Here is a 14,920-nt window from a genome sequence, read left to right as displayed (position 1 = left end):
CCCTCCTACGACACCCCCAACTCCGCCCCCACCCGCGCCGCCGTCTCGCGCAGCCAGACGTGGGCCGCGTCGTGGGTGTGGACGGGGTGCCACCACAGGGCTTCCTGGAGGGGCACCACCTCGTAGGGCGGTTCCATGACGCGTACGGCGGCCACGCAGCTCAGGCGCTCGGCCAGGCGACGCTGCACCAGGGCGATCCGGCGGGTTCCGGCGACCAGGAAGGGCAGCACCTGGAAGCTGTCGACGGAGACCTCGACGCGGGGTTCGATGCCGAGCATGCTCAACTGCCGCGCGGCGGGGGCGTCGTAGGTGCGCTGGTAGATGACCCAGGGCAGCCGTGCCAGGTCCGCCATGGTCAGCCGGTCGCCCACCTCGTCGTTGGTCTCGGCGGCGAGGAAGGCCCATCCGTCGGTGAACAGCTCGACCGCGGGGAACCCGCCGATGACGCCGTGCGGCATCAGCAGACCGTCCGCCGCGCTGAGCAGCGTCGCGGTGTCCTCCGTGACATCGGGCGGCGTGTGCCGGAAGTGCAGCCGTACGCCGGGCGCCTCGGCATGGACCCGGCGGGCCAGTTCGGCACCGAACACGGCGATGGCGTAGTCGGAGGCGAGCAGGGTGAACTCGTGCTCCTCGCTGCCCGGCAGGAAGTCGGCCCTGCTGCTGAAGACCCGCTCCAGCAGGTCGCAGGCGGTGGCCGAGCGGTCCAGCAGGGCGCGGCCGAGCGCGGTCAGCTCGTACTGGCCGCCGACGCGGGAGAGGAGTTCGTCGTCGAAGTGGCGGCGCAACCGGGCGAGGGCCGCGCTCATCGCCGGCTGACTGAGCCCGACGCGTTGCCCGGCGCGCGTCACATTGCGTTCCTCCAGCAGCGCCCGCAGGGACAGGACGAGATTGAGGTCGAGGCCGGACAGGGACACGACACCTCCAGACCGGAGCCGCCGACGACGGCCCTATTCGCGCGATGGATGATCCACATCAGAAGAATCGATTTCCCAGATTAAGCGAGGTGGCGCCAGATTAGTCGCACCGCAATCTGGAGGACACGCCCGTGAAACCCGCTGCCCTTTCCGCGACCTTCACCGGTCCTTTCGCCCTCGGTACCTTCTCCGACTCCGGCCAGGCGCCTTTCCCCGGCCTCGTGGTCCCCGAGGGGCGGGTGCTGAACCTTCGTACGGCCCTCGGCGAGCCCGCGCTGACGACCCGGGGACTCTTCGAACGCTGGGACGAGCGGCTGCCCCGCCTGCGCAGTCTGGCGGCGGCCGCGGTGGCCGCTACGGCCGCGACGAGCGGCGACTGGCAGCCGCTCGACACCCTGAGCGTGCACGCCCCCGTCGAGCCTCGCCAGGTCTTCCAGTCCGGCGCCAACTACCGGCAGCACGTGATCGACCTGGAGGCCGCGCACCGGGCCCCGGACGATCCGCGCACCGTCGAGGAGGCGCGGGCCGAGATCGCCGCCGTCATGGACCGGCGGGCGGCCGAGGACCTGCCCTATGTGTTCATCGGTCTGCCGAGTGCGATCACCGGCCCGTACGACGATGTCGAGCTGCCCGACTGGGCCGAACAGCCCGACTGGGAACTGGAGTTGGCGGTGGTGATCGGCCGGCCCGCCTACCGCGTCCCCGTGGCGGAGGCGCTGGAACACGTCGCCGGGTACACGATCGCCAACGACCTCACCGACCGGGCCACCGTCTTCCGTAGGGACATGAAGGCCATCGGCACCGACTGGCTGCGCAGCAAGAACGCGCCCGGCTTCACCCCGCTCGGCCCGTGGATCGTGCCCGCCGAGTCGATCGCCGACCCCGGTGACCTGCGCGTCACGCTGAAGCTGAACGGCGACACCATGCAGGACGAGTCCACCAAGGACATGATCTTCGGTGTCGCGCGGCTCGTGTCGTACGCCTCGCAGGCCGCACGGCTCCTGCCCGGCGACCTGGTGCTGACCGGCTCCCCGGCCGGCAACGGCCTGCACTGGGGCCGCCTGCTGCGCGACGGCGACGTGATGGACGGCACGATCACCGGGCTCGGCGCCCAGCGCACCCGCTGCGTCGCGGAGACCACCCGATGACCCTCGACCGCGCCGATCCCGACCGCGGCCTCGACCGCACCGATCCCTACGGCGCGCTCGACCGCACCGATCCCGAGGGCGCCATCGCCGAGGCCGCCAGAACCTGCTCCAACTGGGGGCGCTGGGGCGCCGACGACGTGCTCGGCACGCTCAACTTCCTCGACGGGGCCAAGCGGCGCGAGGGCGCCGCGCTGGTGCGCCGGGGTGACGCCTTCTCCCTCTCGCAGTCCTTCGACATGAACGGACCGCAGAAGGGCTGGCGGCGCCGCACCAACCCCGTCCACACCATGCTGGACACCGGCACCGACGCGGCCTTCGGCAACCAGGGCTTCCCGCACGGCATCGGCGGCGCCGACGACGTGATCAGCATGCCGTTGCAGTGCTCCACGCAGTGGGACGGCCTCGGCCACATCTTCGACCACGGCAGGGCCTGGAACGGGCGCGACGCCGCGACCACCGTCACCTCCGAGGGAGACCTGGTCACCGGCATCGAGCACATGGCGCCGTACGTCGCGGGCCGCGGCGTCCTCCTCGACGTCGGCCGGGTCGTCGGGCGGGACGGCGAGTTGCCCGACGGGTTCGCCGTCACCGAGGAGCATCTGACGGCGACCGCCGAGGCCCACGGCGTGACCGTCGGCCGCGGAGACATCGTCGTCGTCCGCACCGGACGGCTGACCCGGGCCCGCCGGGAGGGCTGGGGCGACTACGCGGGCGGTGACGCGCCCGGACTGTCGTTCACCACGGCGGGCTGGCTGCACCGCACCGAGATCGCGGCCGTCGCCACCGACACCTGGGGCTTCGAGGTCCGGCCCAACGAGTTCGACCACGCTTTCCAGCCCCTGCACCAGGTCGCCATCCCCCACATCGGGCTGCTCATCGGCGAGATGTGGGACCCGGACGCCCTCGCCGCGGACTGTGCCGCCGACGGCGTGTACGCGTTCTGGCTCACCGCCGCGCCCCTGCCCGTCACCGGAGCCGTCGGCTCACCGGTCAACCCGATCGCCGTCAAGTGACCCGCCCAGCGAAGGAGCCGGCCATGGAGAGACAGAGAACCGTCCTGGTCGTCGGAGGAGGCACCTCCGGCAACGCGACGACCGTACTGCTGCGGCGGGCCGGCATCGCCGTGGACCTCGTCGAGGTCAAGGCGGACTGGAACGTGCGCGGGTCCGGCATCACCCTCCAGGGCAACGCCCTGCGGGTGCTGCGCGAGATCGGCGTCTGGGACGAGGTCCGCGAGCACGGCTTCTGCTTCGACTCCCTCGGGCTGACCACACCCGACGGCACCGTCCTGCACGTCAACGAGGACATCCGCACCGGCGGGGACGACCTGCCGGCCACCCTCGGCATGCGGCGCCCGGTGCTCCAGAGCATCCTCACCGACGCCGTCCGGGCCTGCGGCGCGCACGTCCGGCTCGGCACCACCGTCGAGATCGTCGCCCAGGACGGCGACGGCGTCGACGTCCGTTTCAGCGACGGCACCGAGGGCCGCTACGACCTGGTGGTGGCCGCCGACGGCCTCAACTCCGCGACCCGCGCCGCCATCGGCATCGACGACAAACCCGAGCCGACCGGCATGGCCATCTGGCGCACCCCGGCGCCCCGCCCGGCCGGTGTGCGGCGCAGCGACCTTGCCCACGGCGGGCCCTGCTTCATCGCCGGCTACACACCCACCGGCGAGGACTCCCTCTACGCGTACCTCGTGGAGCCCAACCGCGACCGTGCCACGATCCCGCCCGAGTCGTACGCCGAGGAGATGCGCCGTCTCGCCGGGGGCTACGGCGGTGTCTGGGACGAGATCCGTGCGTCCATCACCGACCCCGCGCAGGTCAACTACACCTGGTTCGACCGGCTGTTGGTCGAGGGCTCATGGCACCGGGGCCGGGTCGTCCTCGTCGGCGACGCCGCCCACTGCTGCCCGCCCACGATGGCGCAGGGCGCGGCGATGTCCCTGGAGGACGCCTGGGTGCTGGCCCAGCTGCTGACGAGCGGTGCGGCGTGGGGCGAGGAACTGCTCACCCGGTACTACGAGAGGCGGATCGACCGCGTCCGGAAGGTCGTTGACTCCTCCGTGCAGATCGGGCAGTGGCAGCTCGACGGTGTCCAGGGCGACGTACCGGGGCTGATCGGCGCCACCATGACCGCCCTCAAGGAACTGCCGTGACCCCGCCCACCGTCGACGTCCACGCGCACGTGCTGCTGCCCGAGGTCGACGCCCTCGTCGCCGGCCACCCGGGCCTCGCCGAGGCCAGGGCGCTGGACGCCCGCCGCAACGGCCCCGCCGCCCTCGCCGTCAACGGCCCCATGGTGCGCGAACGCGTCCCGAAACTGACCGACGTCGCCGTACGGCTGGCCGCGATGGACGCGCAGGGCGTGGACGTCCAGCTGGTCAGCCCGTCCCCCTCGCACTACCACCAGTGGGCGGACGAGGAGACGGCCGAGAAGCTGTACCGGCTCGCCGGCGAGGCGACGGCCGCGCACTGCGCCCGGGCACCACGACGGCTGCACGGGCTCGGACTGGCACCCCTGCAGCACCCGGACCTCGCTGTACCCGCCCTCGAACACGCCCTGGACCAAGGGCTCCTGGGCGTGGAGCTTTCGTCCCACGCGCCCGGCCGGGACCTGTCCGACCCGGCCTACGAACCGCTCTGGACCCGGGCCGAGGAGACCGGCGCGCTCCTCTTCCTGCACCCCTTCGGCTGCACCCTCGACGAGCGGCTGGACCGGTGGTACCTGTCCAACACCGTCGGCCAGCCCACCGAGAACGCCGTCGCGCTGTCCCATCTGATCTTCTCCGGCGTCCTGGACCGCCACCCCCAGCTGAAGCTGATCGCCGCTCACGGCGGCGGCTATCTGCCCACCCACATCGGCCGCTCCGACCACGCCTGGACCACCCGTTCCGACGCGGGCGCGGGCTGCGCACACATGCCCAGCAGCTACCTCGGGCGCCTCTACTACGACTCCCTGGTCCACGACCCTTACGTGCTGCGGGAGTTGGTCCGGGTGGTCGGGCCGGACCGGGTGCTGCTCGGCTCCGACTTCCCCTTCGACATGGGCACCGAGGACCCGGTCGGCGCGCTGCGCGCGGCCCGGCTGCCCGACGCCGACTTCCACGCCGTACGGGGCGGCAACGCGGCCGCCCTGCTGCGCCTCACCTGACCCCCCACACACACAGGAGGACACCCCACCATGAGCGCACGCCTGCTCACCCATCTGCGGCACGTCGACCTCGCCGTGCCCGACTACGACAAGCAGCTCGACTTCTACGCCGGCGTCTGGGGCCTGACCCAGGTCGCCGAGGACTCCGGGATCTCCTTCCTCGCCGCCGAGGGCTCCCCGGAGCAGTACGTCGTACGGCTGCGGAAGGCGGACGACAAGCGCCTCGACCTCGTCTCCTACGGCGCCGCCTCGACGGCCGACGTCGACATGCTCGCCGAGCGACTCCTCGCCGGGGGAGTGCAGTTGATCTCCCGACCGGGGAAGGCGGACACCCCCGGCGGCGGCTACGGCTTCCGCTTCTTCGACGTCGACGGACGCACCGTCGAGGTCTTGGCCGACGTCGAGGTCAGGCGGCACCGGAAGATCGAGGAGAAGGAGTCGATCCCGGTCAAGCTGTCCCACGTCGTCCTCAACTCCCCGGACCTCAACCGCACCCGCGCGTGGTACGAGACCCACCTCGGTTTCCGCCTCTCCGACACGCTCATGCACCCGAGGATGGGCGAGGCGATGCACTTCATGCGGATCAGCAACCAGCACCACTCCATGGCGATCGCCCAGGGCCCGCACACCTCCCTGCACCACATCTCCTTCGAGATGCGCGGCATCGACGAATACATGCGCGGCTCCGGCCGAGTGATCCGCGCCGGGCACCGCAAGATCTGGGGCCCCGGCCGGCACATGGCGGGCGACAACACGTTCACCTACTTCCTGGACCCGCAGGGCAACACCGTCGAGTACACCACCGAGCTGGAGCTGCTCGACGAGGACACCTGGCACCCGAGCGTCTACGACTTCTCCCGGCCCGAGGTGTCCGACCAGTGGGGCACCGCGAACCCGATGAACGAGCTGGTCGCCAAGGAGTCGTTCAACGACGTCGACCGCGGCGTGTTCGTCGCCCCGCCGGTGTAAGGGGCGCCGACCCTTGCGTATCGCCACTTACCTGTACCGGGGGCGGCGCCACTGCGGAGTCGTCGAGGACACCCTCGTACGGCCGCTGCCGGAGGGGACCTCGCCGCTCGACGCGGCGGCGGGGGCCCGCCCGACCGGGCCTGCCGTGCCGCTGGCCGACGTACGGCTGCTGCCGCCGCTGGAACCGTCCACCGTCCGGGACTTCGTCACCTTCGAGGAACACGTCGAGGGCGTACGGCGGTCGGTCGACGGGGCGGGCGGGGTGCCCGACGCCTGGTACGACGCGCCGACCTTCTACTTCACCAACCCGTACGCGGTCGTCGGCCCGTACGACGACGTACCCGTGCCGCCGGGGTCCGGCCTGCTGGACTTCGAACTGGAGGTCGCCGCGGTCATCGGCCGCGCGGGCCGCGACCTCACCCCCGAACAGGCCCGTGACCACATCGTCGGCTACACGATCCTCAACGACTGGTCCGCGCGGGACCTCCAGTCCCGTGAGATGCGGGTCGGGCTCGGCCCCTGCAAGGGCAAGGACACCGCCGCCACCCTCGGCCCGTACCTCGTCACCGCCGACGAACTGGAGGAGTTCCGGGACGCCGACGGCTTCCTGCGGCTGGCCCTGACCGCCTCGGTGAACGGCGAGGTCGTCGGGCGGGACCTGCTGTCGAACATGAGCTGGACCTTCGAGGAGATGACCGCCTACGCCTCCCGGGGCACCTGGGTGCGCCCCGGTGACGTCCTCGGCTCGGGCACATGCGGCAACGGCGGCTGTCTCGCGGAACTGTGGGGCGTACGGGGCGAGCCGTCCCCGCCGCCGCTGAGGCCCGGCGACACCGTCACCCTCACCGTCGAGGGCATCGGCACGGTCTCCAACACGGTGGTCCCCGGCGCCGATCCGGTGCCGCTGCCGCTCGCCCGCCGACGCCCCCGGGAGCGGCCGTGAGCGCGCGGGGGAGGCTCGCCGGGAAGGTGGTCGTCGTCACCGGCGCCGCGCGCGGCCAGGGCGCCGCCGAGGCCGAGGCACTGGCCAGGGAGGGCGCCCGGGTGGTCGCCACGGACGCGCGACCGGAGGGCGACTGCCGCCGCCTCGATGTCACCAGCGAGCGGGAGTGGACCGAACTCGCCGCCTGGCTGCAGGCGTCGTACGGGCAGGTGCACGGCCTCGTCAACAACGCGGGCGTCACCTGGCGCGCCCGCGTCGGCGACGTCCGCCCCGAGGACTTCGCCCGCGTCCACGCAGTCAACGTCACCGGCCCGCTGCTGGGGATCCAGCACCTGGCCCCGCTGATGCCGCCCGGCTCGTCCGTCGTCAACGTCGGCTCCTCCGCCGCGCTCACCGGCCACTACCCGGTCGCCTACACGGCCAGCAAATGGGCGCTGCGCGGGCTGTCGAAGGCCGCCGCCACGGAACTCGGGCCCCGGGGCATCCGCGTGAACACCATCCACCCCGGCTTCATCGAGACCGACATGACCGCCTCGGCCGCACCCGCCTTCCGCGAGGCGAACCTCCGCGAGACACCGCTCGGCCGGGTCGGCACCGTCCACGAGGTCGCCCCGCTCGTGGTGTTCCTGCTCTCCGACGAGGCCTCCTTCATCACCGGGGCCGAGATCCCGGTCGACGGCGGCCTCACCGCGCACGGCGGCGCCAAGTCCCTCTCGGACGCGCTGCGCACGGAGCCGACCTGACACGACCCTTGGCGCCCCCGTGACCCTCCCGCCCGGCGCTGTTCGCGTCGCGGCCCCCGGTCGGTCACATCCGCGCCACGGACCCTTCCCCGACATTCGTTCCTCTTGGACCATTCCTAGCGCGCAGGTCACATCCGACGCACCACGTCAGGACAAGAGGTCATCCACCCATGCCTGAAGTCAACCGGCGGCGATTCCTCCAGGTAGCGGGCGCCACCACGGCGTTCACCGCTCTGTCGGCCAGCATCCAGCGGGCCGCGGCACTGCCCGCGCACCACCGTTCCGGCACCATCGAGGACGTCGAGCACATCGTCGTCCTGATGCAGGAGAACCGGTCCTTCGACCACTACTTCGGCTCGCTGAGAGGCGTACGCGGCTTCGGTGACCCGCACCCGGTCACCCTGGACAACGGGAAGACGGTGTGGCACCAGTCGGACGGCACCAAGGACGTCCTGCCGTTCCACCCCGAGGCCGACGACCTCGGCATGCAGTTTTTGGAGGGCCTGCCGCACGGCTGGCCCGACGGGCACGCCGCCTACAACGGCGGCAAGTACGACAGGTGGGTGCCCGCCAAGGGCACCACGACCATGGCGTACCTGACCCGCGAGGACATCCCCTTCCACTACGCCCTCGCCGACACCTTCACCGTGTGCGACGCGTACCACTGCTCGTTCATCGGCTCCACCGACCCGAACCGCTACTACATGTGGTCCGGCTGCACGGGCAACGACGGCACCGGCGGCGGCCCCGTCCTCGGCAACGACGAACGCGGCTACGGCTGGACGACGTACCCCGAGCGCCTCGAAGCGGCCGGGATCTCCTGGAAGATCTACCAGGACATCGGCGACGGCCTGGACGCGGCCGGCTCCTGGGGCTGGATCGCCGACGCCTACCGCGGCAACTACGGCGACAACTCCCTGCTCTACTTCAACAAGTACCGCGAGGCCAAGCCCGGCGACCCCTGGTACGACAAGGCCCGGACCGGTACGAACGTCAAGGCCGGCGACGGCTATGTCGACCAGCTGAAGGCGGACGTGAAGGCGGGCCGGCTGCCGCAGGTCTCCTGGATCGCGGCGCCCGAGGCGTTCTCCGAGCACTCCAACTGGCCCTCGAACTACGGCGCCTGGTACATCTCCCAGGTCCTGGACGCGCTCACCTCCGACCCGGACGTCTGGGCGCGGACCGCGCTGTTCATCACGTACGACGAGAACGACGGGTTCTTCGACCACGTCGTGCCGCCGCTGCCGCCGCGCTCGGCCGCGCAGGGCAGGTCGACCGTCGACGTCGGCCTGGACCTCTTCGCCGGGAGCGCGACGCACGTCGCCGGGCCGTACGGGCTCGGACCGCGGGTGCCGATGCTGGTGGTGTCGCCGTGGAGCAAGGGCGGCTTCGTGTGCTCCGAGACGTTCGACCACACGTCGATCGTGCGGTTCATGGAGCGCCGGTTCGGGGTGCGGGAGCCCAACATCTCGCCCTGGCGGCGCGCCATCTGCGGTGACCTGACCTCCGCGTTCGACTTCTCCCGCAAGGACAGCCGACCGGCCGCGCTGCCCGACACGGACGCGTACGAGCCGTCGGACCGCGAACGGCACCCCGACTACCGGCCGACCGTGCCGGCCGACCCGAGCATGCCGAGGCAGGAGCGGGGGCTGCGGCCCGCCCGGCCGCTCCTGTACGCGCCCAGGGTGGACGGTTCGGCCGACCCGGCCGCCGGGACCTTCACGCTCACGTTCGCCTCCGGCGCGAGGGCCGGTGCCGCGTTCCTCGTCACCTCCGGCAACCGCACGGACGGGCCGTGGACGTACACCACCGGGGCGGGCACAACCCTCTCCGACAGATGGAACCTGGCGGCCTCGGGCGGCTCCTACGACCTCACGGTGCACGGCCCGAACGGCTTCCTGCGCGCCTTCGAGGGGCCGGGCAAGGGCCCCTCTGCGGGGCTGGAGGTCACCGCGCGGCCCGTCGGCGGCGACGTGGAACTGACCTTCACCAACAAGGGTTCCGCCGCGGTGAGCCTGAGGATCCGCAGCGGGTACGGCGCCGGTCAGGGCAGTACGGTCAGGGTGCGGGCCGGGGCCACCGTCCGGCGCGTCGTGGACCTCCGGGCGAGCCACCGCTGGTACGACCTGACGGTGACCACGTCGGCGGCACCCGGCTACGTCCGCCGCTTCGCGGGCCATGTGGAGAACGGCCGGGTGGGCGTGAGCGACCCGGCGCTGGGCCGGAAGGCCGACGCCTGACGGCCTGAGAGCGCGGGGGAGCAGCGGTCGAGTGTCCGAGGGCCGTCGTGGCCGTTCGCGCGGTTCCCCGTGCGCCTGGGGGCGGCCCGCCGCCGCCAGGGGCGTGGTCGCTGCCCCCGGCCCGAGAGGTCAGAGAGGGCCAGAGAGAGGTCAGAGCGGGGTCAGCTTGGGGAGCAGTGACGGTTCCGTGGGCGCCTGCTGGGGCTCCAGGGACAGCACCGCGGCCACCGGGTGGGTCCCGTCGGCCGGGTGCGGGTGCGGGTGCGGGTGCGGGTGTGGGGCGGTGCGCGGGGCGCGGGTCAGGAGGACCACGCCCCGGCCCGCCACCACCGCCCCGGCCAGGGCGAGGAGTACGCCCGCCGCGCCACCCCGCAGGCCCTCACCGAGGAGGGACAGGCCGATCACCGCGGCCGCGACCGGGTTCGCCAGGGTCACCACCGCGAGCGGGGCGCCCAGGCCGCCCCGGTAGGCCGTCTGCGAGAGGAACAGGCCGCCCACGGCGAAGGCCGCGACCAGGAGGGCCACGACGACGACCTCGACGCTCAGCAGGGCGCCCGAGGGGTCGGTCGCGGCCACGGTGACCGTCTGGGTCAGCGCGGAGGCTACGCCCGACGCCACCCCGGACGCGGTCGCGTGCCGCAGCCCGGGCCGGGTTCCGCGCCGGGACAGCAGCCCGATCAGCGCGGCCGTGGCCCCGGCGACGGCGACCGCCTCCGGCACGCTCAGCACGTCGCCCGGAGCGGAACCGGACGCGGTGACCAGGATCGCCGCGAGCCCCACCAGCGTGAGCGCCGTACCGCGCCACTCCATCGCGCCGACCCGCCGCCCGGCCAGCCGCGCCCCCAGTGGCACGGCCGCCACGAGGGTGAGTGCGCCCAGGGGCTGGACCACGGTGAGGGGCCCGTACTTCAGGGCGACCACGTGCAGCAGCGCGGCCCCGGCGTTGAGCGCGACCGAACTCCACCAGGCGCCGCTGGTGAGCATCCGCCGTACCCCGGTGCCGGCGTCGAGGGCGGCGAGCCGCTCCTGGGCGACGGCGGCCGCCGCGTAGGCGACGGCCGAGACGAGGGAGAGGGCGACGGCGACGAGGGTGGCGTTCATCGGCCCGCTCCGACCAGCGCGGGCTCCTCGACGGGGGCGAGCCCCACCGGCCGCCGGGCGGTCGTGACCGCCCGGCGCGGGACCCGGATCAAGGCGAGGGCGATACCCAGCAGCCCGCCCGCCACGATCGCGTCCAGCCAGTAGTGGTTCGCGGTGCCGACGATCACCAGCAGCGTGACCAGCGGGTGCAGTAGCCAGAGCACGCGCCACCGGGAGCGGGTCGCGGCGATCAGCCCGATCGCGACCGTCAGGGCCCAGCCGAAGTGGAGCGAGGGCATCGCCGCGAACTGGTTCGCCAGCGAGTCGGTCGTCGGGACGGCCGAGTACACCGTCGGCCCGTACACCTGCCCGGTGTCGACGAGACCCGCCGCCTCCAGCATCCGCGGCGGGGCCAGCGGAAAGGCCAGATGGAGCAGCAGGGCGGCGGCGGTGACGGCCGCGAGGACCCGGCGGGCCCACACGTAGTGCGCGGGGCGCCGCAGGTACAGCCACACCAGGAACGCCGCGGTGGCCGGGAAGTGGACGGTCGCGTAGTAGACGTTCGCGAGGTGGACCAGCGTGTCGCCGTGCAGCAGCGCGGACTGCACGGCCCCCTCGCCGGGCAGATGGAGCGCGCGCTCCCACCCCCAGACGCGGTCGGCGTCGCGGAAGGCCTCGGCGGTGTGCCCGCTCGTCAGCGTCCGGCCGAACTTGTAGAGGAGGAAGAGACCTGCGACGAGCAGGAGCTCACGGACGAGGGGCGGCCGCGGTGTCGCGGCGGCCGGCTCCGAAGGCGCGGTGCGGCATTCCATCCCCCGGCCCTTTCCCTGACGGCGCTGGTGGCGCTGGTTCCCTGGCGGCACGACGAACGACACGAACGCGTACCGATACGGACCTGTTCCGATACGAGACAGTTCCGATACGCGAGTGTACCGATACGGCACTGTACCGAAACTAGGGGGTATCGATACGGTGCTGTACCGATACGTTGGCGTTCCGGTACAGTGACGTCTCGGCAGGCCCCATGGATGTGACCCGACCGAAGGAGACGAGAGTCATGACGTCGCAGGCCGCGGACGGGCCGGACACGGCCGTCGCCTCGCGCCGCTCCAAGATCACGCCGGAGCGTGAACGGGAGTTCTTCGACGCCGTGCTCGAACAGATCCGCGAGTGCGGCTACGACTCGGTGACCATGGAGGGTGTCGCCGCGAGCACCCGCTGCAGCAAGTCCACGCTCTACCGGCAGTGGAAGAACAAGCCCCAGTTCGTGGCCGCGGCGCTGCGCGCCCGCCGCAGCGTGCGCTTCGGCGGCATCGACACCGGGTCCCTCCGCGGGGACCTGCGCGAAGTGGCCCGGCAGGCGAGCGAGGGGTTCGCCCTGGAAGGGCGGATCTACCAGGCGCTCGGCCAGGCCGTCGTCCAGGACGAGGAGCTGCGGGCCGCCCTGCGCGACGCCCTCGTCGAGCCCGAGATCGACGCCCTCAAGGCCATGATCGACCGCGGTGTCGCACGGGGTGAGGTCCCCGCCGACCATCCCGCGCTGGAGTTCGTGCCGGCCCAGATCTTCGGGGTCCTCCGGGCCCGCCCGGTCCTGGAGGGGCAGGACGCGGACGAGACGTACATCATCAGATTCATGGAGGCGGCCGTGTTCCCCGCGCTCGGCCTCACCTGATGCTCGGGCCGCCGTTCAGGGATGACCGGACGGCGACCCGATCGCGCCGCACCGTGGGGACGGGGGCGGCGCGCACCCCCTCGGCCGGGTGGGGTTCCTCTGGAGCGGAGAGGAACCCCACCCGGCCGACTCACACGTCCTGGCCGTTGCCCCCGCCGCTGGTGATCGCCGCCTTCTTGATGCCCTCGGTGATGTCGTCGATCACCGACTGCTCGGGGGCCTCGTCGCTGACGTCGATGCCGAAGCGCACCACGACGAGCCGCGAGGAGTCGGCCGGGGACGGGAACGCGAGCGACTCGACATAACCGTCGTCGCCCTTGCTGGTCGCCACCTTCCAACGGACCAGATAGCCCTTCTCGCCGGCCACGGTCACCGCCTTCGAGGCCAGCTCCTTGTGCGAGCTGATCTTGCCGTAGCCCTCGGTGCCGTAGGCGTCCTCGGCGTTCTGGGCGATGTCCTCCTTGGCCGCCGCCTCCGCCGTGGTGGCCTTCAGGTTCAGCTCCTTGGCCGGCATCGAATACGCGCCACCGCGCGTGCAGTTCTTCGACGGGTCGGCGGGGCACTTGTACGACGCCTCCGTCACCACCTGCGCGCCGACCGGCAGCGGAGAGGTGACCCAGCCGTCAGGCACCGGGATGCTGATGCCGTTCGTCGAGTCGGTGGCGTACCCGTCCTCGGTCTGCGGCGGCCTCCCGGAGCCGTCCGGCGCCGGCGACTGTCCGCCGGAGCCACCGGAACCGCCCGAGCCGCCGGGCCCGCCCTGACCGCCGGAGCCGCCGTCCCGCCCACCGTCGCCGCCCCGGCCGTCCTGCCCCCCAGGGCCCTGCGACGTCGTGCTGCCGTCGCCGCCGCCGTCCCTGCCGACCAGGGCGTACGCGCCGATCCCGATACACGCCAGGACCGCGACGGCCACGGTGACGGCTATGCCCGTGCGCAGCCCGCGCTTCGGCGCCGGGGCACCGTACGCCGGGTATCCGGGATACGCCGGTGCGGCGCCGGGCGGGTACGGCCCGGCGGCCGGCGGGAAGGCCGGAGGGCCGAACGTCCCGGCCGAGCCCGCGGGCCGGACCTGGTCCGTCCACGCCCTGCCGTCCCACCAGCGCTCGGTGGGCGGCGCGTCATTCGTCTGGCCGGGATCGGGGTACCAGCCGGGAGGAGTCACCTGCGTCATGACGCCACCGTATGAGGCCGGAGTGAAAAGCGGATGAGAGGGGACCGGAATTGGCCGCGCCGAGCGCCGTTCCGACCCCTAGGCGAACTTCCGCACGAAGATCTGTATTACCCCGACATCGCCGATGATGGGCAGGGGGTCGATGCTCACCGCCGGGAGCCCTGGCCCGGCACCGACCGTGGTGAGCCGCCCCGCCGCCCCACGTCAGGAACCGCCGACTCCCCACCCGACCACCAGCCGTACCGGCGGTCGCGTGCCGTCCGGCGGCCCCGGCGGAAACCCGGCCCGCCCGGGCGTCACCGACCCCAGGACACTCGGACGCCGCGCCCCCGTGCTCGACGCGACGGTGCCCAGCAGCCCCAGTTCGTCGGAGACCCGCAACGGGACCCCCGCCAACTCGGCGCCCAGCAACCGCATCAGCACCGGATTGCGGGTGCCGCCGCCCGACGCGATCACCTCCGTCGCCCGCACCGCGAGGGCGGCCCCGGCCACGGTCCGGGCGGTGAGATTGGTCGGGGTCGCGACGACGTCCCGCACGGGCAGCCCGAGGAACCCGGCCAGGGCGTCGCGCAGATAACCCCCGTGGAACAGCTCCTTGCCTGTCGTCTTCGGCGCGGGCAGCGCGTAGTACGGCTCGTCGAGCAACCGGCGCGGCAGCGGTTCGTGGACGGCGCCCCGCGCGGCCAGGGCGCCGTCCACGTCGTACGCCGCGCCCCCGCCCGTGCCGTCCCGCACGGCCGCGTCGATCAGCGCGCAGGCCGGCCCGGTGTCGCAGGCGGTGCCGTCGGGCGCCGTGAGGTTGGCGATGCCGCCGAAGCACCCCGAACTCGTACCACTCGATGAAGTCGCCGACCGAGCCCGCGAACAGTGCCCGACGGGACCGC

The 14,920-nt window shown here is 72.7% G+C and carries 13 protein-coding genes and 1 pseudogene; 9 read left to right on the top strand and 5 right to left on the bottom strand.

The features are described from left to right. Positions 1-5 precede the first annotated feature (5 nt). Entirely contained in the window at positions 6-914 is a 909-nt protein-coding gene (locus AOK23_RS26170) for a LysR family transcriptional regulator (protein ID WP_055715092.1), read from the bottom strand. A gap of 131 nt (positions 915-1,045) precedes the next feature. Between AOK23_RS26170 and AOK23_RS26165 the strand changes: the two genes are divergently transcribed. From AOK23_RS26165 to AOK23_RS26130, 8 genes are all read left to right on the top strand, one after another. Further along, positions 1,046-2,062 carry a fumarylacetoacetate hydrolase family protein gene (locus tag AOK23_RS26165; protein ID WP_055715091.1) on the top strand — a complete coding sequence of 339 codons (1,017 nt, stop codon included), beginning with the start codon at positions 1,046-1,048 and terminating at the stop codon, positions 2,060-2,062. Then, positions 2,059-3,075: a cyclase family protein gene (locus AOK23_RS26160; RefSeq protein ID WP_055715090.1), complete on the top strand. Its 1,017-nt coding sequence runs from the start codon at positions 2,059-2,061 to the stop codon at positions 3,073-3,075. Before AOK23_RS26165 ends, AOK23_RS26160 begins: the two co-directional genes overlap by 4 nt. Positions 3,076-3,098: 23 nt before the next feature. Continuing rightward, a complete protein-coding gene (locus tag AOK23_RS26155; protein ID WP_055715089.1) occupies positions 3,099-4,223 on the top strand; it encodes an FAD-dependent oxidoreductase in 1,125 nt (374 codons plus the stop codon). Beyond that, the gene (locus tag AOK23_RS26150; protein ID WP_055715088.1) at positions 4,220-5,218 is read left to right on the top strand and encodes an amidohydrolase family protein; all 999 of its coding nucleotides are present in this window, start codon (positions 4,220-4,222) and stop codon (positions 5,216-5,218) included. Before AOK23_RS26155 ends, AOK23_RS26150 begins: the two co-directional genes overlap by 4 nt. Before the next feature lie 30 nt (positions 5,219-5,248). Further along, positions 5,249-6,187 (top strand): VOC family protein, encoded by a 939-nt coding sequence (locus AOK23_RS26145; RefSeq protein WP_055715087.1) that lies wholly within the window; start codon positions 5,249-5,251, stop codon positions 6,185-6,187. Between the two features lie 13 nt (positions 6,188-6,200). Next, positions 6,201-7,130, top strand: coding sequence for a fumarylacetoacetate hydrolase family protein (locus AOK23_RS26140; protein ID WP_055715086.1), 930 nt, complete (start codon positions 6,201-6,203; stop codon positions 7,128-7,130). Then, the gene (locus tag AOK23_RS26135) at positions 7,127-7,873 is read left to right on the top strand and encodes an SDR family NAD(P)-dependent oxidoreductase (protein ID WP_055715085.1); all 747 of its coding nucleotides are present in this window, start codon (positions 7,127-7,129) and stop codon (positions 7,871-7,873) included. Before AOK23_RS26140 ends, AOK23_RS26135 begins: the two co-directional genes overlap by 4 nt. 170 nt (positions 7,874-8,043) lie before the next feature. Further along, positions 8,044-10,113, top strand: coding sequence for a phosphocholine-specific phospholipase C (locus AOK23_RS26130; protein ID WP_055715084.1), 2,070 nt, complete (start codon positions 8,044-8,046; stop codon positions 10,111-10,113). Between the two features lie 150 nt (positions 10,114-10,263). Here the strand turns inward: AOK23_RS26130 and AOK23_RS26125 are convergent, their stop codons facing one another. Together AOK23_RS26125 and AOK23_RS26120 are read right to left on the bottom strand one after the other, a co-directional pair. Beyond that, positions 10,264-11,214 (bottom strand): DMT family protein, encoded by a 951-nt coding sequence (locus AOK23_RS26125; RefSeq protein WP_055715083.1) that lies wholly within the window; start codon positions 11,212-11,214, stop codon positions 10,264-10,266. After that, the gene (locus AOK23_RS26120; RefSeq protein WP_055715082.1) at positions 11,211-12,005 is read right to left on the bottom strand and encodes a phosphatase PAP2 family protein; all 795 of its coding nucleotides are present in this window, start codon (positions 12,003-12,005) and stop codon (positions 11,211-11,213) included. Before AOK23_RS26120 ends, AOK23_RS26125 begins: the two co-directional genes overlap by 4 nt. A 245-nt stretch (positions 12,006-12,250) precedes the next feature. On the opposite strand from AOK23_RS26120, the gene AOK23_RS26115 reads away from it, so the two are divergent. Continuing rightward, entirely contained in the window at positions 12,251-12,865 is a 615-nt protein-coding gene (locus AOK23_RS26115) for a TetR/AcrR family transcriptional regulator (protein ID WP_055715081.1), read from the top strand. A 130-nt stretch (positions 12,866-12,995) separates the two neighbouring features. Here the strand turns inward: AOK23_RS26115 and AOK23_RS26110 are convergent, their stop codons facing one another. Both AOK23_RS26110 and AOK23_RS26105 read right to left on the bottom strand, forming a co-directional pair. Beyond that, positions 12,996-14,036, bottom strand: a complete 1,041-nt coding sequence (locus tag AOK23_RS26110) for a DUF2510 domain-containing protein (RefSeq protein ID WP_055715080.1) — start codon at positions 14,034-14,036, stop codon at positions 12,996-12,998. Between the two features lie 204 nt (positions 14,037-14,240). Beyond that, positions 14,241-14,849 (bottom strand): annotated as a pseudogene (locus tag AOK23_RS26105) (anhydro-N-acetylmuramic acid kinase); the annotation flags it as partial. Positions 14,850-14,920 lie beyond the last annotated feature (71 nt).

The sequence above is a fragment of the Streptomyces torulosus genome, from assembly GCF_001419765.1.
GTDB lineage: Bacteria > Actinomycetota > Actinomycetes > Streptomycetales > Streptomycetaceae > Streptomyces > Streptomyces torulosus.
The sequence above is the reverse complement of the archived record's forward strand: the minus strand, read 5'-3'. Positions and strand labels throughout refer to the sequence as shown.